The sequence below is a fragment of the Vibrio paucivorans genome, assembly GCF_054053395.1.
Map to the genome: position 1 here is coordinate 1,107,521 of NZ_CM133231.1, position 22,878 is coordinate 1,130,398.

21 protein-coding genes and 1 riboswitch are annotated in these 22,878 nt (G+C 45.8%); of the genes, 10 read left to right on the forward strand and 11 right to left on the reverse strand.

Annotated features, from left to right (window positions below):
* Window positions 1-50: 50 nt before the first annotated feature.
* Entirely contained in the window at window positions 51-770 is a 720-nt protein-coding gene (locus ACXABW_RS20380) for an SDR family oxidoreductase (RefSeq protein WP_457525289.1), read from the reverse strand.
* Between the two features lie 190 nt (window positions 771-960).
* Here ACXABW_RS20380 and ACXABW_RS20385 point away from each other — a divergent pair, with 190 nt between their 5' ends.
* The 5 genes from ACXABW_RS20385 to ACXABW_RS20405 all read left to right on the forward strand — a co-directional run bounded on the left by ACXABW_RS20385 (window position 961) and on the right by ACXABW_RS20405 (window position 6,171).
* A complete protein-coding gene (locus ACXABW_RS20385) occupies window positions 961-1,854 on the forward strand; it encodes a LysR family transcriptional regulator (RefSeq protein WP_457525290.1) in 894 nt (297 codons plus the stop codon).
* A 32-nt stretch (window positions 1,855-1,886) separates the two neighbouring features.
* Window positions 1,887-2,561, forward strand: coding sequence for a tRNA (adenine(22)-N(1))-methyltransferase (locus ACXABW_RS20390; RefSeq protein ID WP_457525291.1), 675 nt, complete (start codon window positions 1,887-1,889; stop codon window positions 2,559-2,561).
* A 133-nt stretch (window positions 2,562-2,694) separates the two neighbouring features.
* Window positions 2,695-3,402, forward strand: a complete 708-nt coding sequence (locus ACXABW_RS20395) for a response regulator (RefSeq protein ID WP_457525293.1) — start codon at window positions 2,695-2,697, stop codon at window positions 3,400-3,402.
* Between the two features lie 30 nt (window positions 3,403-3,432).
* Window positions 3,433-4,731, forward strand: a complete 1,299-nt coding sequence (locus ACXABW_RS20400) for a sensor histidine kinase (protein ID WP_457525295.1) — start codon at window positions 3,433-3,435, stop codon at window positions 4,729-4,731.
* Between the two features lie 561 nt (window positions 4,732-5,292).
* On the forward strand, window positions 5,293-6,171 hold the full coding sequence (locus ACXABW_RS20405; RefSeq protein ID WP_457527154.1) for a LysR family transcriptional regulator: 879 nt from the start codon (window positions 5,293-5,295) through the stop codon (window positions 6,169-6,171).
* Here ACXABW_RS20405 and soxR read toward each other — a convergent pair.
* Complete coding sequence (gene soxR, locus ACXABW_RS20410) at window positions 6,168-6,593, reverse strand: redox-sensitive transcriptional activator SoxR (protein ID WP_252032268.1); 426 nt, start codon at window positions 6,591-6,593, stop codon at window positions 6,168-6,170. The genes ACXABW_RS20405 and soxR overlap by 4 nt on opposite strands.
* Window positions 6,594-6,709: 116 nt before the next feature.
* On the opposite strand from soxR, the gene ACXABW_RS20415 reads away from it, so the two are divergent.
* Both ACXABW_RS20415 and ACXABW_RS20420 read left to right on the forward strand, forming a co-directional pair.
* Window positions 6,710-7,957: an MFS transporter gene (locus tag ACXABW_RS20415; RefSeq protein ID WP_457525297.1), complete on the forward strand. Its 1,248-nt coding sequence runs from the start codon at window positions 6,710-6,712 to the stop codon at window positions 7,955-7,957.
* A 255-nt stretch (window positions 7,958-8,212) separates the two neighbouring features.
* Window positions 8,213-9,592, forward strand: a complete 1,380-nt coding sequence (locus tag ACXABW_RS20420; RefSeq protein ID WP_457525299.1) for an L-cystine transporter — start codon at window positions 8,213-8,215, stop codon at window positions 9,590-9,592.
* A 68-nt stretch (window positions 9,593-9,660) separates the two neighbouring features.
* On the opposite strand, the gene ACXABW_RS20425 is transcribed toward ACXABW_RS20420, so the two are convergent.
* The 4 genes from ACXABW_RS20425 to ACXABW_RS20440 all read right to left on the reverse strand — a co-directional run bounded on the left by ACXABW_RS20425 (window position 9,661) and on the right by ACXABW_RS20440 (window position 14,227).
* Window positions 9,661-10,665, reverse strand: a complete 1,005-nt coding sequence (locus ACXABW_RS20425) for a hypothetical protein (protein ID WP_457525301.1) — start codon at window positions 10,663-10,665, stop codon at window positions 9,661-9,663.
* Window positions 10,666-10,778: 113 nt separating this feature from the next.
* Window positions 10,779-11,435, reverse strand: coding sequence for a 3,4-dihydroxy-2-butanone-4-phosphate synthase (ribB, locus tag ACXABW_RS20430; protein WP_252032276.1), 657 nt, complete (start codon window positions 11,433-11,435; stop codon window positions 10,779-10,781).
* A gap of 96 nt (window positions 11,436-11,531) precedes the next feature.
* Window positions 11,532-11,675, reverse strand: a riboswitch (FMN riboswitch).
* Window positions 11,676-11,779: 104 nt separating this feature from the next.
* Window positions 11,780-13,216 (reverse strand): coniferyl aldehyde dehydrogenase, encoded by a 1,437-nt coding sequence (locus ACXABW_RS20435; RefSeq protein WP_252032279.1) that lies wholly within the window; start codon window positions 13,214-13,216, stop codon window positions 11,780-11,782.
* A 54-nt stretch (window positions 13,217-13,270) separates the two neighbouring features.
* Complete coding sequence (locus tag ACXABW_RS20440) at window positions 13,271-14,227, reverse strand: LysR family transcriptional regulator (protein WP_457525303.1); 957 nt, start codon at window positions 14,225-14,227, stop codon at window positions 13,271-13,273.
* A gap of 141 nt (window positions 14,228-14,368) precedes the next feature.
* Here ACXABW_RS20440 and ACXABW_RS20445 point away from each other — a divergent pair, with 141 nt between their 5' ends.
* Both ACXABW_RS20445 and ACXABW_RS20450 read left to right on the forward strand, forming a co-directional pair.
* Complete coding sequence (locus ACXABW_RS20445; protein ID WP_457525305.1) at window positions 14,369-15,043, forward strand: pirin family protein; 675 nt, start codon at window positions 14,369-14,371, stop codon at window positions 15,041-15,043.
* A gap of 78 nt (window positions 15,044-15,121) precedes the next feature.
* Window positions 15,122-15,748, forward strand: coding sequence for an isochorismatase family protein (locus ACXABW_RS20450; protein ID WP_457525306.1), 627 nt, complete (start codon window positions 15,122-15,124; stop codon window positions 15,746-15,748).
* Between the two features lie 231 nt (window positions 15,749-15,979).
* Here ACXABW_RS20450 and ACXABW_RS20455 read toward each other — a convergent pair whose 3' ends face one another.
* The 4 genes from ACXABW_RS20455 to ACXABW_RS20470 form a co-directional block, all read right to left on the reverse strand.
* A complete protein-coding gene (locus tag ACXABW_RS20455; protein WP_457525308.1) occupies window positions 15,980-16,561 on the reverse strand; it encodes a GNAT family N-acetyltransferase in 582 nt (193 codons plus the stop codon).
* 187 nt (window positions 16,562-16,748) lie between these two features.
* On the reverse strand, window positions 16,749-17,606 hold the full coding sequence (locus tag ACXABW_RS20460) for a helix-turn-helix domain-containing protein (protein WP_457525310.1): 858 nt from the start codon (window positions 17,604-17,606) through the stop codon (window positions 16,749-16,751).
* A gap of 124 nt (window positions 17,607-17,730) precedes the next feature.
* The gene (locus tag ACXABW_RS20465; protein ID WP_252032291.1) at window positions 17,731-18,366 is read right to left on the reverse strand and encodes a hypothetical protein; all 636 of its coding nucleotides are present in this window, start codon (window positions 18,364-18,366) and stop codon (window positions 17,731-17,733) included.
* 229 nt (window positions 18,367-18,595) lie between these two features.
* Window positions 18,596-18,724: a hypothetical protein gene (locus ACXABW_RS20470; RefSeq protein WP_457525312.1), complete on the reverse strand. Its 129-nt coding sequence runs from the start codon at window positions 18,722-18,724 to the stop codon at window positions 18,596-18,598.
* Between the two features lie 705 nt (window positions 18,725-19,429).
* Between ACXABW_RS20470 and nagE the strand changes: the two genes are divergently transcribed.
* Entirely contained in the window at window positions 19,430-20,887 is a 1,458-nt protein-coding gene (gene nagE, locus ACXABW_RS20475) for an N-acetylglucosamine-specific PTS transporter subunit IIBC (RefSeq protein WP_457525314.1), read from the forward strand.
* A gap of 210 nt (window positions 20,888-21,097) precedes the next feature.
* Here nagE and ACXABW_RS20480 read toward each other — a convergent pair whose 3' ends face one another.
* The gene (locus tag ACXABW_RS20480) at window positions 21,098-22,531 is read right to left on the reverse strand and encodes a tryptophanase (RefSeq protein WP_457525315.1); all 1,434 of its coding nucleotides are present in this window, start codon (window positions 22,529-22,531) and stop codon (window positions 21,098-21,100) included.
* Window positions 22,532-22,878 lie beyond the last annotated feature (347 nt).

Below are 22,878 nucleotides of genomic sequence, written 5' to 3' on the forward strand. Positions count from 1 at the left end.
GGCATAAAAAAGCCCAGCGGTACGCTGGGCTAGAAAGTCAGTTCTTCAAATTACGGTTGTTGCTTCGTTGGTGCTAGTGCAATTTCACGAATACAAACGTTTTGCGGCTGTTGGTAAGCGTATACCACTGCTCGAGCAATATCATCCGCTGCTAGAACGCCACCCATGTCCTCTTTCCAAGAATCGTAACCATCTTTGATGTCTTGAGAAGTCGTATGAGACAGCAATTCAGTTTCTACCGCGCCAGGTGCAATGGTTGTCACACGAACATTAGAAGCGGCCACTTCTTCACGTACGTTCTCAGAAATCGCGTGAACAGCAAACTTAGTACCACAATAAGCCGCGTGATCAGGGAACGTTTTCTTACCTGCAATTGAGCTGATGTTAATAATAGTACCGCTGTTACGCGCTTTCATTGGTGCAAGTACTGATTGCATACCATTCAGTAAGCCAAGTACGTTTACATCAAACATGCTCTTCCACTCTGAAGCATCTTGAGTATCAATTTGACCAAGAAGCATCACGCCAGCATTGTTTACAAGAGCATCAGCAGGGCCATAAGTTTCTTCTGCTTTCGCGATAGCAGCTTCAAAGCTAGCTTTATCGGTAACATCGACTTTTTCACATAGAGTGTTTGGCAAGTTTAGCGCTTCCAAACGCTCAACACGACGAGCCAACAAAAGAAGTGGATGACCTTCATCACTTAGACGACGAGCAATCGCTTCACCAATACCAGAACTTGCACCTGTAATTACAATTAGTTTTTTCATCTTATGTTTCCTCATCTTGGCTAACCGCCACACTAATAAGTATTGTTTGGAGCAGCGACTCTTCAGTTGGTCTGCCTCGCTGCGATGGGGAGTATATTAAGCAAAACATTATTGTTGATATATACACCATTAGTTGAAACACTGTTGCCATATAGCAACAATAAAGACTATTACTTGTAGGGCCATCATTATGATTAACCAGATCAACCTTGCCGATATTCGCTCTTTCGTCCTGATTGCCAAGCTTGGGAACTTCACCAAAGCGGCAGAAGAACTAGAAGTTTCTCGCTCTCATGTCTCTCGCCAAATCAGTAATCTAGAAGCTCAGATGGGCGTCACCTTACTGATACGAACCACTCGGACTTTGAAACTGACCGACGCCGGAAAGGCGTTCTACCAACAATGTGAGCAGTCGTTGCATGGTATTGATCAAGCCTTGCTCGCCGCTGTCGACGACGTGGAGTCGGTTCGAGGTGAAATCAAAATCAACTGTGTCGGTGGCTATTTAGGCGAAGAACTGATCGCTCAAGTTGCGAGTGATTTTATGTTTAAGCACCCAGATGTCAGCATCGACCTCGATTTCAGTAGCCATCGAGTCGACCTGATTGAAGAGGACTTTGATATCGCCTTTCGCATGGGCAAGCTAGACGACGCCGGGTTCGTCGCACGCAAGCTACTGGATATTGAAATGGGCACACTGGCAAGCCCGAAATACTTACAGCGTTATGGCACACCAAGTCACCCAAAAGAGTTGGCTCAGCACCATTGCTTAACCGGCTCGGTGAAAAAGTGGAGCTTTATCAGCTGCGACGACACCCAAAAAGTCGACACGCAAGTCCATGGCCACTTACAGTGCAAAAATGGTCGAGTGCTAGTTAAAGGTGCTTTAAACGGCAACGGTATTATTCGAGTCCCCACCATTTACTGCCAAGACGAAATAGCAGAAGGCGAGCTGCAAGAAGTGTTTGAGCACTGGAAGATCCCGACCGTCGATTTCTCTGCCATCTACCCAAGAGATAAATACCAACCTAAACGGTTAAGAACCTTTATTTCATTCGTAAAAGACTATTTTGATCGACTATAATCGCGCCGGTTTTATTTGAAGCAATCAACACTATGAAGTTAAAGAAGCGGCTCCTGCGTATTGAGTCCATGGTTGAAACCGGTTACGACCATATTTGGGACTGTTGCTGTGACCACGGTTTATTGGGGGCCGCGTTACTGAGCAGCGGCAAAGCGCCAAACATACACTTTGTCGATATTGTACCGACACTGATGGACAAACTAGAACTGCGCCTCAAACAGCGTTTCCCTGCGAATCTTAACAGCCGTTGGCATACACACTGTATTGATGTCGCCACCCTGCCCCTGAATGAGTTTGGTGGTCGCCACTTAGTCATCATAGGGGGTGTCGGCGGCGAGCTTACGGCTCAGCTATGCCAAGCGATTGCAGAAGCCAACCAAGATCTCGAGATCGATTTCCTGCTGTGCCCGGTCTATCAACAATTTACGCTGCGCAACACCTTGTCGGAACTTGGCTATGGGATGAAAAACGAATCACTGGTCGAGGACAACAAGCGCATTTATGAAGTGCTACTTGCCAGTAAGGGAAGCAGTCAACCTATTTCAGCCGTCGGGTGTAAGCTCTGGCAGTCCGAATCCGGTCAACAAGCATTGATCGCTGAAAAGTATCTGAGCCTCACACTCAATCATTACCGCCGCTTACAACGCAGTAACCTTGAAGCAACGAAAGCGGTACAAGCGTATGCCAGTGTAACGTTAACTCAATAAACCAGATCCGGCGCCATGAGCTCACACCGTGGCGATCCTCTAGATAATCCACTCGTTTCCTACTGTTTTTGCATCCTAATCCATCGTGGTGCAGACTACCCTTACTGGCTATCGCTCAATTGGCAGAGGAATTATGAGCAACTTACATACGCTATTTATCATTGAAGACGACATGAAACTACGCGACATGTTGAGTGAATATTTCTGCCAACAGAACTTCACAGTTACTACGTTCGCCGATGGTGAAGGTGCCGTTGAGGCGATCATCACTCAACAGCCGGATATCGTATTGCTCGATTTAATGCTACCCGGTGACGATGGCCTGACAATTTGCCGACAGATTCGGACACAGTACTTAGGTAAAGTACTCATGCTCACCGCCAGCGATGACGACTTCGACCATGTTGCTGCATTGGAAATTGGCGCCGATGACTTTGTTAACAAGCCGATTAAACCACGAGTTTTGTTAGCAAGAATGCGAATGTTGCTACGACGTTCGCCTGCCGAATCAGCAGCCAAAGAAGAGCAAGTAAACACGCTGTCGTTTGGTCAGCTGGCTTTGAATAAGTCTCGAAAGCATTGTCAGCTGCAAGGCGATGCCGTCGATATGTCCGACAGTGAGTTTGATTTGCTATGGATTCTCGCATCGTCACCTGATGAAGCTCTCTCACGAGACGTGCTCATGCAAGCGTTAAGAGGTATTGAGTATGATGGAATCGACCGCACGATTGATAACAAAGTGGTAGCGCTGCGCAAAAAGCTCGGCGACAACTCGGCAACACCACAACGTATCATTACCGTAAGAGGCAAAGGCTACTTGTTCGTCCCTGATGCTTGGTAATGTTTCTTCCTAACGCTCATTGAGGTCACTATGCGCCGTATCTACCTAGAATCCTTATTAGGGCTATTTATTCTATTTGGTTTAAGCCTGACCGCCTATGAAGTGATTATTTACAATGTATACACCGACTACGATGAAGTCCTCAAAGAACTTGAGGGAGAAGCGTTTCAGGAGTTAATTACCAATATCTACGTCAACCAAGGTGCAGAGCAAGGTGTTCAAGCCCTACAAAACGTTGTCGACAAAACTGATAAAATCCTCACCGCGTACGCGGTCAGCGACCTGCCTGATGATGTTCGTGCTTACTTCTCTCAATCCTCACCAGATAAACCCATTTTTTACGACAGTGATTACCACTTTTGGCTGAAGCTCGCCGATAGTCCAACTGTCTATAGTGTGTTGCCAGATGAATCGACAGAACTTAGGCAAGCGATCTCATTCGATGACAATATTCTTTGGAGCTTCATTTTCGCCGGCTTTTTGTTGTACTCAGTGTGTTTGATATGGTTTCTTAACCGCCGAGTTCGACAACTGGAACAGGCAACTCTGCAGTTTGCCGAAGGCGACTTGTCTGCACGAGCTCCCACTCAGAGTAAATATGCTGTAGGCACCTTGAACAAAAGTTTTAACCTCATGGCAGACAAGATCAGCCATTTGATCACTAGTAACCGAGCGCTCACCAACGCTATCGCTCACGACCTTCGCACGCCTATTTTTCGTATGCAGTGGCAAGCAGAAATGCTTTTGGACGATGAACTCACACCTGCTCAATATAAAAAAGTGACCAGTATCGTCGAAGACACCGAAGAAATGGAATCCATGGTGGGGGAGCTGCTTTACTTTGCCAAAGTAGAACGCCCCGATGCCGTGCTAGATGTTAAGCGAATAAACATCAACGATACGATTCAAATGGCAATGAACAAAGCCAACACACCCAATGGCATCGCTGTGAGCGTGAATCAATCTGAACCTTGTTATACGGATATAGATACTTCTCTATGGGCAAGAGCACTTAGCAACCTGATTAACAACGCCAACCGCTATGCGAAAAGCCGTATCGAGGTCACTGTCATCAAGCAACCACATAAAGCGGTGATTCGTATTGAGGATGACGGGAGCGGAATTGAGTCACAACATTGGCCGTTTATCTTCGATGCGTTTTATAGCGCCGATTCTTCTCGTAACAAGCAACACAATGGCTTCGGGCTTGGTCTCGCGATAGTAAAACAGATTGTTGAACGTCATAGAGGTCAGGTTTCAGTACAGCAAAGTCACTTAGGTGGGGCTCAGTTTGATATCCACCTCCCTCTATCTGAAGACGAAACATAGAGTGGATAATACGAAGAAAAAAGGCCAGCGTCCTGCCGGCCCAAAAAACTTAAAAGTGTAAAGCGGGTCAACGCTCCCTAAAACAATTAAGAGTCCAAGGTAGGGGCTAAACTACCGCCCTTATCTCTTGCACCTGTCTACCTTAAGGCAACTCCCCTGCCGCCACGAGGAAAACCAAGATTTCCGATCCGGAAATTGATTATTCCCCATAGCATATTCAATTAGGCAGTGCCCAATTTGAGAACTTTCTCCCCTTCACTGAAGATGACAAATAGAGTGGACACTTCGAACAAAAAAAGGCCAGCATCCTGCTGGCCAAAAAAACCTAAAAATATAAAGCGGGGTTAACGCTTCCTAAAACAATTAAGAGTCCAAGGTAGGGGCTAAATCACCGCCCTTATCTCTTGCACGTGTCTACCTTAAGCCAACTCCCCTGCCGCCACGAGGAAAACCAAGATTTCCGATCCGGAAATCCATTACCACCCTTCGCAATATTAGGTATAAGTCATGGTGTCTCTGATGAGGCTTGCGCTACTATAATTGCCAGTAGATGACATCGGAATCATTATGAATCTAGATATTCAAAACATTGTGGTACTCAAAAAGATGTACCAGCTAAAAAATGTTGGGCTGGTTGCTGAAGCGATGGGCAAAACGAGCGGGGCTATTAGCAAAACATTGTCTAAGCTAAAAAGCCAACTTGATGATCCGCTGTTTGTCCAAACTAAGAGTGGCTTCGAGCCAACTAGCTTTATGGATGCCAATATCCATCACTTTGATGCCATTTTAAGAAACGCCGACGCCATTCAGCACCAGCAGTTTTCACCGAGTACGCTGTCAGAACACATCACCATCTATGCCAACACATTGTTCTGGAGTCGTTTTGGCGACCGTCTATATCTAGCACTACAAGCACCACATGCAAAATTTTCGTTCTTACGTTGGGGGGAGGAACCCAAAAGACAGTTATTAGAGGGAGAAAACTGCATTGCGATACATGCGTTGGACGACTCTATGCCCCAATCTCTGTACCAACGAACCATCACTACAGATAGGGCAGTATTCTTTGTTAGAAATGATCATCCCGCGCAAACTTTGGAGCAGCTAATAGCGTACCCAATGGTCGTGCTGCAAACGCCTGGCTGGAACGATCATAAATATCGAATGCTAGATAGGCTCAAACATATTGGTTACCACATCTCTCCAGCCGTGGAAGTAGAAAATCCGGTTATGAGCCACAATATTGTTTTGCAGTCAGACCATTTCGGGTTAACGTTTATGCACAATGTCCCGAAAGGCTGCCGCGTGGTTGATACTCGTCACTTAGAAGGGTTAGAAGTGACTTATGTCATGTCCTGTCGCCGCGCTAAAAGAGATTCGCCACTCAACAGTTGGTTATTTTCAACCATAACGTCACTGCTAAAGCATTCAGAAAATTAAGGCAGCAATACTGACCCCGTGTCTTTTTCTCCTAGCACATCATCAGGGTTACGCAGGCTGCAGTTTTCAAGCGACAAACAACCACAGCCAATGCAGCCACTGAGGTTACTTTGCAGTGATTGCAGGCGCTCAATTCGCTGTTCGAGCAAATCGTGCCAACTTGTCGCCATCTCTTCCCACTGCTGCTTATTGGGCGCTTGATTCAATGGCAAGTGTGACATGGCATCAGAGATCTCTTCTAAGGTTAAGCCAACCTGCTGAGCAGCTTTGATCACCGCCACCCTTCTGAGCACGCTACTGTGATAGCGCCTTTGATTGCCTTGATTACGCCAACTTGTGATCAAGCCTTTTTGTTCATAAAAATGCAACGCAGAAACCGCGACACCCGCGCGTTTAGCGACTTCCCCAACACTCATTTCCATTGTTACCCCCTCGAATCAGCATTCTTTCAAAAAAGTGAAAATAGCACCTTACCTCAAGTTAACTTTAGGTATTAGAGTAGCAGCCAGTCAGTTGGATTGCACGGAGAAAAGCAACGATGGTTAAACTACTAACAGGGCAGCAAGCCAAGAATCGCTGGGTGGTGAGTACTCAGCACAAATCAACTCCATATCTCATAGCTCGCTTCTTTGATGGCATCAGCTCCGGCTTGTTTATGATGGCACTGCCTTGGCTAATGCTGCAGCAACCTAATATGGGCACGTTTGTCGCATTACTGGCGCTTGCCTGTACCGCGATTTCATTTATGACCACACCGTTTTTCTCAACACTTATCGATCGTCATTCACGTAAACAGGTTCTTATCGCCGTTCAGGCACTGCAATCGACAACCGCACTGATTGTCATGCTGAGCTACCTTTTTGGTAGTGGCTCGATATGGATATTGGCCGCATCCCAGTTGGTGTTTTGGGTATCCAGTAACGTGGCTTGGAATGCCAATAATGCGTTTACCCAAGAGAACTACCAGCAATCGGAATACGCGAAAATATCCGGCTATCAAGAAGTGGTGATGCAAGGAACTACACTGGGTGCCGGCGCATTGGGCATTGTATTACTCGAGATGTGGGGCATGTTTGAATTTGCACTGTTCGCCGCCATAGCCTCTGGTATTGCAACGATGAGCTATGTGGTCACTCCCTATGCACAAAAAATCCGTCGCTCTCAAAAAACACCATTTATAGCGCAAGTCACCGAAATAAAGACTATTTTCAGCCAACAACCTGCGTTTTACGCCGTGTTGCTTGTGTCATGCTTGTCTTATCCAGTTCTGACGTTTTTGGGCAAACTGGTCCCTATTTGGTTTGCCGAGCAACAGGTCTCCGGCTCTTGGGTCGCGTGGTATAACATTGCATTTGGACTCGGTTCGCTGATCACAGGTTTGATGGTATCTAAAATCCTCTCCACAGGTTCTCATCTACGCATAATGCAATATTCAATGTTAGTACTTGCAGGTTTGCTGCTGGCGATGGGAGGAATGGTAGAACCTTTGTATATCGTGTTACTGACGCTAGGTTTTGGCTTTTTCAATGCACTTAACCGCATTGCCCGCACCAACTGGATGCACCATACCATTGCTATGGAGCAGAGAGGTCGTGTCGATGGAGGGCTGGTGATGTTTTCTACTCTAGTCCAGAGTTTAAGCTACGTGCTGATCGCTTTTTTAGCGCACACCGACACCACACAGTATGGCTTTGTTATCGTAGGCATCATCGTTCTTGTTGCCGCCACATGGATGATGCGCCTTGGCCAGAGAGTCGACTCACCCTCATTAGCAACGGCACACTAGGGCCTTGATTCTAGTGCTCTTCATTCACTGCTTGGGTCACCTATTTATGGTGGCCCCTTTTTAAACCAATGAAACATTTCGCAACCTCGATTCACTCATCAAATTGAATCCAAGTCATTTAATGCCTTTTTCTTATATTTCATACCTTTTTTTCATTTCATCCCAAACAACATAATTTGTACCTTTACAGAATAACAACCCATAAAACATTCACATAAATTATCAATTCAGAATAAATAACAAGGACAATCAATAATGCTTATTGCTGTTATCGCTTCGCTGGCGGTATTTTCATTTATCCTCGTCTTCCTCTATGGACTGCAGAAGAAAGGGAACACACTCTCACGCTTGGTACTACTTGGGCTAGTCACAGGTAGTGGCTTTGGCCTTGCGCTACAACTTCTATTTGGAGAAAGCAGTACCGTCGTCGCTCAAACTCTAGAGTGGGTGAATATTGTCGGCCGAGGCTATGTCGGCTTACTGAAAATGATCATCATGCCGTTGGTATTGGTGTCGATGATTGCAGCCGTAGTGAAGCTAGAAAAAGGCGGCTCACTTGGCAAGATTTCAGGGCTGACTATCTCGGTACTGTTAGCCACGACTGCAATTTCAGCCATTATCGGTATTGTGGTCACACAAGCATTTGGTCTCTCGGCTGAAGGGCTAACAGAAGGTGCGCGTGAAACAGCACGTATTGCAGTGCTCGAGAACCGCGCCGGCTCAGTTAGCGATCTAACCATTCCTCAGATGTTGGTATCATTTATTCCAACCAACCCATTTGCCGACCTGACTGGTTCTCGCTCTACTTCGATTATCGCTGTGGTTATTTTTGGCGTGCTAACGGGCATTGCTGCACGTAAAGTCATGGCGGAAAAAGAAGAACTGGAATCTCCGATTCGCACCTTTGTTGAAGCAAGCCAATCTATCGTAATGCGTTTAGTAAAAATGATCATGGCGCTAACGCCTTATGGTATCGCTGCATTGATGGCAAAAGTGGTTGCGACTTCAAGCGCGTCTGACATATTAAACTTGCTCGGCTTTATCGTTGCGTCTTATGTCGCCATTGCGCTGATGTTTGTCGTACATGGCATTTTGGTCTCTTTTGTTGGCGTCAGCCCGAAAGAGTACTTTCAGAAAATCTGGCCAGTGCTCACTTTCGCCTTTACGTCACGCAGTTCAGCAGCAACCATTCCACTTAACGTAGAAGCGCAAATCACTAAGCTGAATGTGCCGCCAGCGATCGCTAACTTATCGGCTTCTTTTGGTGCAACCATTGGTCAGAACGGCTGTGCGGGTATCTACCCAGCCATGTTGGCAGTAATGGTCGCGCCGTCGGTAGGTATCGACCCGACTGACATCAATTTCATTTTGTCACTTATCGCAATCATTACCATTAGCTCATTCGGTATTGCTGGCGTAGGTGGTGGTGCAACCTTTGCTGCGCTTATCGTACTTCCAGCAATGGGGCTACCTGTGACTATCGCCGCGCTTCTTATCTCAATCGAACCTCTTATCGACATGGCGCGTACCGCCCTGAACGTATCGGGTGCGATGACCGCCGGCACCATTACCAGCCGCATCCTAGGCAAGAAAGGGCAATCAGGTGAGATAAACGCCGAGCCTCAACAAGCCTAACCCCTTAACCTAAACAAAAAATGGCCAGCATATGCTGGCCATTTTTTACTCTGGAGAGACTAATTATTCTATTCTTTGCAAGTTGGCATATCTGAAAGATCCGTGAGTACCGCAAAGTAAGTCATGCAGAGACCAGAGCTATCATCACTTTTTTTAGTCCTTTTTAAATGCCCTTGGCTACTGATGTTAGAGGCCATATCTAATGTCATCTCTATTTCTGCAAGCTGTGCATCACTTAATGACTGACCGTATTCTGCTTTAATTCGAGCAAACTTCGCCTGTGACGCGCTAAAATAAATAGATTCAGCTTCCATAGTTTTTGTCACGACTTTTAAATAGCTGCTATTTGAGTATTTCTCAATCTCTTTGATCTTTGCTTTCTTTAAACAATGCGTGTGAAGCGTAGAAGTTCGAAACCCATCAACAATGGTATAGCCGCTACTCTCACCACCAACGGAAGCATTGGCGCTACCTTTGACAGGGACTAAAACATCACCTTTCACTTCATATTTATCACTCCAGTTATACACTCGAACATTTTGTTGAGTTAAAGCCTTTTGAAGCGTGGCTTTGGCCTGATCCGCTTCCACTTTTGCCTCTGTATAAACTTGCGTTTGTGTTTCACATTCTTGCTCAGAACTCGTGTTTTTATCATCAGCGTTATTCTGGCATTCACCCACAGCTATTTGTCGTGAAATCAAGGTAACGAGTTTCGCATCAAGCTCCGATGTCGCCTGCAGAATTGAAGCATTACTCGCTGTCTTAGGTGTCAATTGCCCATACACTGCATGTTCGATTTTATAGTCTTCCTTTGACAGAGCATCTTTTATACATAGCGCTGTTTTTGGAGAGCGATACCGCGAAGCTAAGCATATATCACCGACTTCATAATCAAGCTGCCCATCCAAACTCACTTGAGTTGTTTGTAAAGGGTATTTAAGCCGTATCGGGGCGCGAAAACCACCCTCGTTTTTAGCGGTATAGGTGATCCCGTCAATGACACTCATGGTGCTGGGAGAGGAACACCCTATTAACAGAAAGGGAAATAGAATAGATATATGTAAACTTTTCATAAATTAGCCAACCACAATTATTGTTTGACTAAAATATAGTTGAGTTTCTAGGAAATACTTTCAATTTTAGAGAAGCAAGGTTGAAACCAACACTTGCCTCTCCAAAAGGTCAATTATGCAAGCTTAAGATCGAACTCTGTGCGGTACTGAACCATATCTTCAATCGTCAGTACTGGCATATTGTGCAGCTTACCGAACGCCACAATTTCAGGCGCTTTTGCCATTGTTCCATCTGGATTAGTCACTTCACATAGAACGCCAGCAGGCTGTAAGCCAGCCATTTGCATCAGATCCACGGTTCCTTCGGTATGACCACGACGAGTCAATACACCACCAGCACGAGCACGTAGTGGGAATACGTGACCTGGTCTTGCCAAATCTTCAGGTTTAGCAGTCGGGTTGGCCGCCGTTTTAATCGTTGTCACACGATCTTGCGCTGAAACACCCGTTGTCACGCCAACTTTCGCTTCAATTGAAACGGTAAACGCTGTTTGGTTTGCGCTGTTGTTATTTACGACCATTGGCGGAAGGTCAAGCTTGGTCGCTTGCTCGTCCGTCAGACATAGACACACGATGCCGCTACATTCGCGGATCATCAGTGCCATTTGCGCATTAGTTAGATGCTCTACCGAGTAGATGATGTCGCCTTCATTTTCACGATCTTCATCGTCTAACAACAAAACACCACGGCCTTCTTTTAAAGCAGACAGTGCATTTTCAACACGAGTGATTGGATCGCCGAACTCGGCAAGTAGAGAAGACTGATTCATGGTTAAACTCCTAAATATCACCAGAATCAGGGCTGTATGAGGGATATAAAATCCAAAACGAAATGCACCCTCCTGACACGATGCAGGTGAGTGTGTTTCCATTCTCTCTCATCCGGACTATAACCGTCGGCTCTGGCTTCTCACCAGATCTGCTGACCTCGACGAATCGAGCGCTCGCGGGCTGATCCAATAAATGGATATACCGCCGGTGGGGAATTCCGCCCCGCCCTGAGAATAAAAATTAAAGTACCAACATAATTGTTGGCCTAGGTATTACTTTGCCCAAACAGGCAGGTGGATAGTAGCCCTTTCTCATCGGTGAAAAAAGGGCAGACCTCTAGAAACTAGCGAATAAACAACGTAGACAGGGCTTTTTGAGCAAGATTTCGCCAGCGTAAGATAATTCGACTACGTGGTAACCATTGTGGTGTGGTAAGCACCGTCTTAGCTTTGGAAAAAGTTCTGAACCCTTCAATACCATGGTATTGCCCCATTCCCGACTCTCCAATCCCACCAAACGGCGCATCGTCTGCGGCAAGGTGCAGAAGTGTATCGTTGAAGCACACGCCACCACTATGCGTTTGCTGCAAGATCTGTTGTTGCAGCGTCTTACTTCCACTCATCAAATAAAGCGCCAGTGGCCTTGGGCGGCTATTAATATAGCTGGTAACTTCGTTGATGTGGCGGTAGGTAACGACTGGAAGTATCGGGCCAAAGATCTCTTCCTGCATTAAGCGCATGTCGAAGGTAACGTTACTGACCAAGTGAGGCAGCATTTGTCTCCCTGTGCTGGGTTCTGCTTCAATGGTGTGAATTTTCGCCCCTTTACTTCGCGCATCCGATAAATAACTCTGTAAACGTTGATATTGGCCATTGTTCACAATATGGGTCACTTCTCGCTGCTGGTTGCGCTTAGCAAACGCTGAATCGAAGCGTTTCAAGTAAGTGTTGATGAAGGAATGTTCTTTGCCCTCAGGAACAAAAACATAGTCGGGAGCGACACAAATTTGCCCCGCATTAATGCTTTTCCCCAGCATAATCGCATCGACCGCAGAAGTGATATCGGCATCTTTAGCAACGATGGCCGGTGATTTCCCCCCGAGCTCTAAGGTAACTGGAGTAAGGTTTTTAGCCGCTTCCTGTGCTACCAAACGACCAACTGCGGTCGACCCGGTAAACAGGATATGATCGAACGGCAACTGGCTAAATAGCGCCGAGATTTCAGCCTCCCCTTCAACTGGCTGAATGTCGTCACTTAAACACGCAAACACATCACTTAATACTCGATTGGCTTTCGGCGTATGCTCACTTAACTTCACCATGACTCGGTTACCGGCTGCTATGGCTGTCACAATCGGAGCCAAGCTCAATACGATAGGAAAGTTCCAAGGCACGATGACACCAACCACACCAAGCGGTTGAAAATGAACTGTGGTCTGAGATGGAGCGAGCAGTAACCCAGAAGAACGGCGCTTTGGCCGCATCCATTTACGTAGGTGAGATAAGGTATAGTGAATATGGTTGACGGCCGGGAGAATATCGCAAATCAAACTATCGAACTCACTTCGATAGCCATAATCTTCGCTGATGGCTTGAATTAGCTCTGTTTGATGCGCCTTTAACGCTTGCTTGAGCTTTTGCAGCTTTTCCACACGATGAGCGTAATCTGGAAACGGATCCGTTTGATAACGCATCTGGATCTCGGTAAACACTTCTTGGAGATCTTGCGCGGTTTTCACGTGCTCTTTATGCCAACGATTTAAGTCCACAACCTTTTCCATAGCCAACCACCCTGATGTTGTTATATCTAGTTTTTCCGGGTTTCACTACTAATGTTAGCGAGAACTGCCTATTTCGCCACGAAAAGGCGACAGTTTGTCATGAACAAAATCGAGAAAAGAGCGCACTTTGGGTGTCGCCCCACGGTGGCTTGGGTAAATCGCGTATAAATCGACCGGAGAAAATTGCCATTCAGGCAGCACTTCCACCAAATCACCACATTCAACAGAGCCGTTAGCTAGGTATTGTGGAAGCTCGGTGATCCCCATTCCATCGAGTGCAAGCTGTTTGAGTACCGAAAAATCATCGCATTCCAGAACAGGAGCAAACGCCACAGAAACCGACGGGCTTGATTGATTAGAAACTAAGGACGTTGTGTCGTACAGTGAAGATAGCTGCCAAACCGGTTTGCGCTCTTTGGCACTCATAAGCAAACACTGGTGCTGAGTGAGATCGCCCGGCTGAACTGGCAGCCCAGCCTGCTCAACGTAAGACGGAGCACAGTACAACGCTAACTTTAACTGACATAGCTTTTTCGCAATCAAGTTCGAACTCGGCAGCTCCCCGACGCGAATCACCACATCGTAGCCTTCTTCAAGCACGTCAACACGTCGATTGGTCAGGTCCAAATCCACTTGTACATCTGGGTATTGTTGATAGTAATGAGCCAACAATGGCGCCAACATCCCCTGCCCAATTGCCACAGACGCGCACACTTTCAACCGACCTTGCGGCTTTTCGAGTAAGGTTTCCACCGCGAGTCGGGAAGCTTCTAGTTCCTCTTTGATTCTCTGACAGTATGCATAGTACCGCTCACCCACTTCAGTAAGATGTTGGCTACGCGTAGAGCGTTCAAGCAAGCGCACACCTAATTCCGACTCCAAACGCGACACTTTACGGCTGATGTTCGATTTAGGTAACCCCATCGATTCTGCCGCTGCAGTAAAGCTGCCAGTTTCGACGACAGTAGCGAATACCATCATGTCGTTAATATCGTATCTCTTCGCTTCCATTCTTTCCTCCACCTTACTGAGGTTTCCCACTTTATTGTTACCATTTTTAGAACAATGTTATATCAATGCGCTTATATATCAATCTATAGCAACAAACTAATCTAACTCCATCGACAACGAATCAAAACACTGGAGCTTGATATGGAATTGCTTACTCTTTCTCAACTACCCCAAGGTGGCTTTGCTGGTCTTAAAGAAAAGCAGCTAGTGATGGACCAACGTGTGTTTGGCGCTCGTAAAAACGCCGCGTCCTTTAACGGTATTGGCCACTTTGTCTATCTGGCCGATGCAAACTTTCAGCCTTATGGCGAAACGGGTATGCACCCACACCATGAAATCGACGTGATCAGCGTGATGGCAAAAGGGCGAATCGAGCATGCCGGTTCGCTTGAACATGGGCAGGGGCTTAGCGCTGGCAATGTTCAAGTACAGCGCGCTGGCGGAGAAGGTTTTTCTCATAACGAAGTTAACCCCGACGACAAACCCAACCAAATGATTCAACTGTGGGTTCTACCAGAAACCAAAGGGCAACCAGCAGGTTACAAGGTGTATCAACCTACACCAGGAGAGCGCACTCGCGTCTACGGTGGCCACGATTCAGAGCAAGATACCTTTGCCAGCCACACCGTCATCGACGTGTTGCTAGCGCGAGAAGGCCAAGCCACAACTCATGCAGGAGAAGTACTCGCCTATCTTAGCGTTGGCGCAGCTCAAGTGAACGGACAAACCATAGAAGCAGGCACGTTGATCCGTACCGATGACTTAACGTTCACGGCCACCAGCGAAAGCCAGCTCATTTTGATCTACACCGAATAACTTAATTACCCATACATCAGCTCTACCCAATTGTTATTTGGGTAGAGACAAACCACAAAAATCAGTGAGGGATACACTATGACCAACTCAAAACCATTCTCAGAATTCTTAACACCAGAAAACGCAGTACTTGCGATGATCGACCACCAAACAGGCTTAATGGTTGGATTAGGAGACGAACACCCAACCGTGCTGAAAAACAACATTGTGGCACTGAGCAAAATGGCCAAGGCGATTAACCTTCCGTCTGTTATCACCGCGAGCTTACCAGAGGGGCCAAACGGGCCAATCATGCCCGAGATTCCAGAGATTTTGGGAACAGAAGTGATTGAGCGTGAAGGTCAGATCAACGCATGGGATAGCCTTGCATTCAAACAAGCTATTGAAAAAACAGGGCGCAAGAAAATCATCATGGCCGGTATTGTGACCGACGTTTGCCTGCTGTTTCCTGCTCTATCCGCCATCGAAGAAGGTTACGATGTGTATGCGGTGATCGATGCTTCAGGTACGTGGAACAAAACCGTTCAAGAAGTCACGATTGCTCGCTTAACTCAAGCTGGAGTAAAAGTCACCACATGGGCTTCCGTACTGGCAGAACTGATGAATGATTGGCGCAGTGATTACGGTGAAGTGCTAGGTAAAGTATTGGCCGACCACACCACCAAGTACGGCTATGTGATGAACAGTTACTTTGCGCGAGGCTAAGAATATGAGTGGCGAACAAAAAAGTTCGCCACCCAACAAACATTGGGTGGCGTTTTACACTTTTATCATTTTGTTACCCTTGGTGTATTGGATTCCACCCTGGGTTACTCAGTATATTTCCGCACATCCTCTCGCAGTGACGTCGGTATCAGTGGGAATCATTGTCCCTGTTGTGTCTTACCTAGCATTACCAAACTTGCTGCGAGTTCATACCAAGCTCATGTCTAAAAGTTAGAGAGCTTCATACTGCGCTTTGGTGATTCCGTAATGAACACGGTCATCAAAGCCGTGTTCCATCTTGTAGTAAGCAGCCTGTCTTCCCTCTTGAACGAAACCACATGACTCCATCACTTTGTAAGAGCCAATGTTACTTTGGTAGCAGTCTGCGGTCACTTTATGGGCTTCGAGCTCATTAAAGGCGATTGAGGTCATAAATCGCCCGGCAGCGGATGCGATGCCTTGTCTCCACGCATGTTCAGGCAATTGATATCCAACCTCATAATTGCCCTGTAAAAACATTACCGCAGTTAACCCTGTCATGCCCATAAACTGCCCTTGTGCATCACGAATGACAGCAGTTGGATTGTCTGGCCACTCACCAGTTGCTATCGCTTGCTCTGTGTTGGCAATGATCGGATTGAAAAAGCCTTCGTACACTTCTTGTGGAGCAGGGGCGAAGAAAAGATATTTACTAACATTTGGATTATCAAACATCTCGATGATGTCGATGAGATCATCCGCTTTGATCAAGCTAATGCTAAGCGAGTTAATCAATGGAACAGATTGCCCTGATTTAAATTGTGCAATTGACACCGGCGTTACCTTCTAAATTATGAGTCTCTTGTTAGGATAATGAGTAAGATGTTAGGTCACGTTCATTACGCACCTGACTTGAAGTGAAATATACCTAAGCCAAAGCAATCAGAATTGAATAATTGCGACAATATTTGCAACGCGTGGAGATTCCCACTCACCCAACAGCTGATACGTGAAAGCGTAACTATTCGAAGTCCCCATAGACATCAATCACCAAGTCGCGAATGCTAAGGTATTTACCCGGCGTTACCCCCAACAGCTTCTTCACCTGTCGTATCAAGTGAGGTTGATCGCTGAAACCAAATTGCTGCGCCAATGTCGCCCAGTCCGTTTCATTTGGATGTTGATACAAATGCATAAACAGAGCCTCACACTTCACTATCGTTTGATACTGCTTAATGCTCATACCAATCACTTTGGAGAAAGCGCGTTCCAGCGTTCGCTTTGTGGTGTGGCACTTAAGCGCCAACTGCTCGCTCGTTTGCATTCCTTGGCTTAGCTCAATAGCCGTCACCGCTTTGTCCGCCAACTGGGCAGCGCTGTCGCTGGTTTCCTTATCAAGCAAGGGCGCTACGTCCTTGGCGACTTGGTGCAAAATGTTGGCCTCATCCCCTTTTATCAGCAAGGCTTGATAGTCCTTAAATCGAAACAGACCATCAAGCCAAGAATCTTGCCGACATTGATTCGGTTGGCCGGCTTCATTAAGCCCCAATCTATACAGCGCCGTCGGTGTTAGCCGTAAACCAAGGCGTATCAAAGGGGCGCTATCATCGAGCGTGAGAGTATGTGTGTTTGGTGTGAGTAAATGAGTCCCTTTACCTTGGTATTGTAGAGAAGGGGTGTAGTAACAAAAGCGTTGCTCTGGAGGCGAAATAATGTAGTGAGCATTCACATTCGGTATCAACTGAGGGGGATGGTCAATCGGTTCATCTCGCTCGACTTTAAGATACCAAACCCAGTCCACCAAATGTTTCATCGGCTCTAGTTGTCGTTTCCACGTAATCACTTTATTGGTGTACCTTCTACTTAATCCTACACTCATGATAGTGCCAAGTTACCATAGCTAACACCTCACCAGATATAGCGTTGAACGCTCATTTTCTCTTTCTCAGATAACAAAAAAGCACCGGACCGGTGCTTTTTCGATAGGAAAGTTTTGGAGCAAACTAAACGTAAGCGACTGAGCTAGGCTCTTGGTAGATACATTCCACACCAAGAATGTTGCCATCACCATCTTGGTACTGCGCGTATACTTTCCATAGATTATTCACTCGAACCCCCATCACGGTGACACGAGAATTGTCATCGTAGGTGCTACCGTCATTTTGCGAGCCTCGACCAAACGACACTTGGAACTCTTTGCCGACGGCTTGCTGGACTTTTTTACCATCAAAGTCGCCATTAGGTTGGATATGTAAAAACTCTAACCCGCCGCCCTTGCCCGGGCGTATGGCGAAAGTACAGCCTGTTAGTTGAGTCGTGACTAAGAATTTGGCCGTATCGTAGTGAGTGACCTTAGAAATAGATTCAGGCTTGAGTTGTTCGAACTGAGAAACAGGAATATGAATACATTGAATTGCTTTTGCAGTCGTCGAAAGCGCAGTAGTAGATAAACGTAATCGGCCTTCTTTCACTGGCATTCCTTGATGACGTCCCATTGCAGTGTCACCCAAACCATATAAGTAAAATCTGACTTCACCTTTTTGCTTCCCTGCACTACTGATGGACAGAGGACAACGCAGCAAAAATTGTTCTAGATCTTGATTCATTAGCTGAGCAGCTTGGTCTAACGTAAGTGGCATAAATCAATCCTTTTGTCGCCATTCATAAATATGATTAAGTTTGTTAATTTAAGCATACACACCAATAAGCACACGAACACATAACAAATTACTTGATATGCTCCTAAGAACTGAAACATAAATTGGACAATGAGAATAGTTGGGCTAGCGATATTACAGAAAGGAAAGCAGCATCAGGCGGCGGATTTGTGGGGGTGCTTGGAGCATGTGCCACCCAATGCTACTAAGTTTATTTTGGTTGCCAATTACACAGCTCGATAAGAGACAAAAGCATGGCTCGCTCCCACCAATTTTTTGCGTGTTGCAATCTTTGCTGATAGTAATCAACCATCGGTGAATCGGATTTAGGTAAGCTCATCACACACCTCCTTTCTCTTGAGTACCCTATTAGTATGCTCAAGTTATCAGGAGGGAAAAACAGTCGAACTTGCCGCGAATATGTTCCGTATTAGCCTCATATACACCTCGTAACTATCGCTTATGAAACACTCTTCTCTAAATAAGGAAGTTAACCCGCTGCTTTTCATCCACCATCCTCATCAATCTACTCGCAATTCCGTGAAATCAGGTCCCCCCTTACGAACTGTTACTCCACTGACTCTTTAGTTATTCGCCTAGTCACATAGGTTGATTGTGAAGTTCTGTATATTGAGGTATCACGAGCAACCTCACTGATGGTGACTCCTCAACACTAGGTGTTATTTCGACCAAGCCAGCTTTATTCCTTTCGAAAATTATCTTTGCAGAAACGACAAAGACAAATAGTCATTTGGTTTCAATGCCTTGTAGGTTACATGTTGAAACCGTTAAACAGCATCAATAAAAACGGACGAGAGCAAAGACTCAAACCAGCCCAAAAAAAACAATTAAATAAAAATAAAAACAACAACTTAAAATAAGAAATCCCACAATATTTGCTAGCTATATATCGCTAGACGTGGGTAAATAACTCAACCATTATTCGTTTTAGTAATGACGTCTATTCCTACTTCGTGAACGAAAACGCCCATATAATTTCCCTCGAAAAATAACTAACACATCAAATAATTTATGGGGTAAACATATGGCAACAATGGATTACTTACAAAAGGTAGGAAAATCCCTGATGGTTCCAGTCGCGACCTTACCAGCCGCTGCAATACTGATGGGCATTGGCTACTGGTTAGACCCAGTTTCTTGGGGTGGCGATAGTGTCCTTGCAGCATTCCTAATAAACTCAGGGGGGGCACTCATCGACAATATGCCTTTGCTGTTTGTACTTGGAGTGTCTTTCGGCCTATCAAAGGATAGTCATGGTTCAGCAGCCCTTTCAGGGTTAGTTATGTGGCTCGTTCTTATGGCTTTACTATCACCAGATATGATTTCGCTGATCAAAAACATAAGCGTGGAAGAAGTTGACCCTGCGTTTGGGCGTGTAGGCAACCAGTTCACCGGTATTTTAGTCGGAATTATTTCAGCCACCATCTATAACCGAGTATCACATATTGAGTTACCGAAATTCTTAGCTTTCTTCTCTGGCAAACGACTCGTACCGATTCTCACTTCCATTGCAGGCATGATACTCGCAGCCGTTCTTATGCTCCTTTGGCCAGCTATTTTTGGTGCACTTACCGCACTAGGTGGTAAGATCCAAGGTTTGGAGTCCATTGGCGTCGGTATCTATGGGTTCTTAAACCGTTTGACACTCACGATTGGTATGCACCATGCACTACAGTCTGTCTTCTACTTCGACGTCATCGGAATTAACGACATCCCGAACTTCCTAGGGGGGGCTCAATCCATTGCCAACGGCGATGCGATTCCAGGCGTTACAGGTCGATATCAAGCAGGAATGTTTCCAGTCATGATGTTTGGTTTACCCGCTGCCGCACTTGCTATTTATCATTGTGCAGAGGAGCAGAACAAAGTCAAAGTAGCGTCCGTGATGTTGGCGGCTGCTCTGGCCTCATTCTTTACTGGTATCACCGAACCTATCGAATATTCATTCATGTTCCTGGCGCCACCTTTGTACGTTGTCCATGCCGCGTTTACTGGTCTATCTATGTTTATCTCTGCTCAGATGGGTTGGATGTCTGGTTTCGGTTTCTCTGCTGGGTTCGTTGATTTCGTGCTGTCTTCTCGTAACCCGCTAGCGACCCAATGGTATATGCTGATCGTTCAGGGGCTATTTATGGCAACCCTTTACTACTTCACATTCCGATTCTTGATTACTAAGTTTAATTTCATGACACTTGGCCGCGGTGGAAAGATGGACGAAGACAGTGAAGACCTCGATGATATTGAACTCGCCAAAACGTATCTGGCGGCACTGGGCGGGAAAGACAACATTATTGAAGTTGACCACTGTATTACGCGGTTGCGACTGCAGATAAAAGACGAGTCACTGCTCAACAAGCAAGGGCTAACAACGGCAGGCGCAACAGGCGTGATCCGATTAAGTGAAACGGGATATCAAGTGGTCGTAGGCCCAGGAAAAGTCGATAAAGTGGCAGCCGGTCTCAAATCAGTATTAAAAGTTTAGCGACTTACCCCTAGGATTGATTAGTCACCAATCCAGCGTCGCTGATACCAGCCCCGCATCGCGGGGCTTTTTCACACTGGTACAAATTTGGTATTGATAACGTTTTAATTAATGACGTTTCAGTGGTTCTAATCCGTTCAAAAAGGGCGAAGAAGCGAGTGTCACAAGGGACTGGTGGGTGGGAGGCTACTCCTTCGCCAAATTGATTCACTAAGGCGCGATAATCGGCTCTAGGTGAGCTAAGAAGTGCCTGAGTACCGGAGGTTCATACACAAAGCCGTAACCATGGACTTGTTGCGCGCGGTTTTTAATCGCGACCATGCACTCAACCACATAGCGAAGTTGATCGTTGCTATACACTCGACGCGGTATCGCTAAACGAGTCAGTTCTACCGCTGAATCTTTTTGAATACCGGTATCCGGATCTCGGCCCAACAAGAAAGAACCAATTTCAGCGCAGCGTATGCCCCCTTCCAAATACAACTCATTAGCTAATGCTTGGCCTGGAAATTGGCTGCTAGGAATGTGTGGGAACAATTTACCCGCATCAATAAACACGGCGTGCCCACCAACCGGATACTGGATGGGAATTCCCTCATCAAGCAGCCATAGCCCCAGTTGAATAACTTGTTCGATTCGAGCGGTAAGATAGTCTTCATCCAGTGCTTCATATAGGCCTACCGCTAAACAATTAACATCCCGCCCAGCTAGGCCGCCATAACTAGGAAATCCTTCGCGAACCACACAACCTACTTGGACCTCTCGGTACAGAGCGAGGTCATCTTTGATGGCACAAAGACCACCAATATTAACCATGGCGTCTTTTTTGGCTGACATCACCATCATGTCGGCGTATTTGAACATCTCGAACACAATGTCTTTGATAGAGTGATTGGCATAATTCGGGTCACGCCTTTTTATAAACCAAGCATTTTCCGCAAAACGAGCCGCATCCATCACAACGGGAATTTCATGTCGATGAGCGACCTCATACGCTAACCTAAGGTTCTCCATCGAAACAGGTTGCCCACCCATACTGTTGCAGGTCACAGTCATAATAAGCGCAACAACGTTATGGGCGCCTCGCTGCTCAATTTCCAGCGTCAACTTTTCGATATCGATGTTACCTTTCCACGGGTGGGAAACATCAGTCTTATACGCATCTTCAATCACCAAATTAACGGCAGTTGAACCGGTCAGCTCAACGTGAGCTGCTGTGGTATCGAAATGAAAATTAGATACAAACACTTTGTTATCAAGTGAGCTATTAGGCGACCCTTTACCCAAATTTCTCTCAAGTAGAAGCGGTAGCAATATCTGCTCTGCACCTCTTCCCTGATGAGTGGGTATGCACTGGCGGTAGCCAAAAATATCTTCAACGCTATGACACAGCTTTTCGTAACTGCTGCTTCCTGCGTAAGATTCATCGCCCGTCATTAGAGCCGCCCATTGCTCTTGACTCAACGCGCTGGTGCCTGAGTCGGTGTGAAGGTCGATGTATACTTGACTGCTGGATAATAAAAACGGGTTGTAGCCTGAAAGTTTCAGTGCTTTTTCACGCTCTTTCCGTGTCAATTGGTGAATTTTTTCAACCGCTTTAATCTTATATGCAAACTTACTTGTAGGTAGATTTATCATTGTCATTCTAACTTTCCTTATTGTTAGATTGTTAGACGAGATAGGGACACTGCAGCTTTTAGAGTCCAAGCTATATTTCGCTACAGATGTTCATTCTAATATTCACCCAGCCTAACAATTAAGGTATTAAATTTTATTATCCGAACAGTTAAAATTGTTATATGAACGAACACACAGACAACAAAATAAAATCAAAAAAATAAAATCAAAAAAATCTACAATCCATCAATTACAAATAAAAGACCTAAGCCACTGATTTATAAACAATCAACATGGTTAAATAAAATAATCAATTATCAACCTCACAAAGCAATAGCTCTAATAATGTTATTGAACATAAATTAAAAAACATT